Annotated in this window: 1 protein-coding gene; it reads right to left on the bottom strand. The window is 39.9% G+C overall.

Translation table 11 applies throughout. The features are described 5' to 3' along the window. Positions 1-47: 47 nt before the first annotated feature. Positions 48-392, bottom strand: a complete 345-nt coding sequence (locus ACTIE0_RS24940) for a hypothetical protein (protein WP_439517085.1) — start codon at positions 390-392, stop codon at positions 48-50. Positions 393-552: the final 160 nt, after the last annotated feature.

Genomic DNA, 552 nt, shown 5'->3' on the forward strand with positions numbered 1-552 from the left:
ACCCAAAGTAATACCCGTCGTAGTATTGTCCTTTGGCATGATACTTGTTAATCATCATTTATCTCCCCAAAATAAGTTTCATTATCTGGCTCTCTATCGCCGCCAGATTCAGTTTGATAAATGTTCCATTCCGCTCGATAATATTCGAGTGCCTCGTTGAGAATTTCCTCAATTTTATCTGGGTGTAATGGAATTAATTTTTTAATCATTTCTCCCAGACAATAAGCCAGAAATTCTTTATCAAACTTAACGGCTGTTAATTGCCATTGAAGTTGTCCTCTTCCTGCATAGTTAGGAACCTTTAGAGCAAACGACATTCCCACATACATCAACGGGTCAAGTTTAATATTCCTGAGATTTAACCGCACTTCTTTCCAGTGCTTTGATATCATGGTGATAGTCCTCGATGTTTGGTGTATTGGCTACCTTTTTACGGGTAGCCTTTTCTATTTCCCAATTAGACTGCTGTAATTAGACTGTTAGGGATTAACCTTGAAGCCCGGCTGAAAATGGGTCAGGGTCAGGCAATGATTCGGGCATATCAGGGTCAAC

Source organism: Limnospira sp., from assembly GCF_051859755.1.
In the GTDB taxonomy this organism is placed as follows: Bacteria; Cyanobacteriota; Cyanobacteriia; order Cyanobacteriales; family Microcoleaceae; genus Limnospira; species Limnospira fusiformis.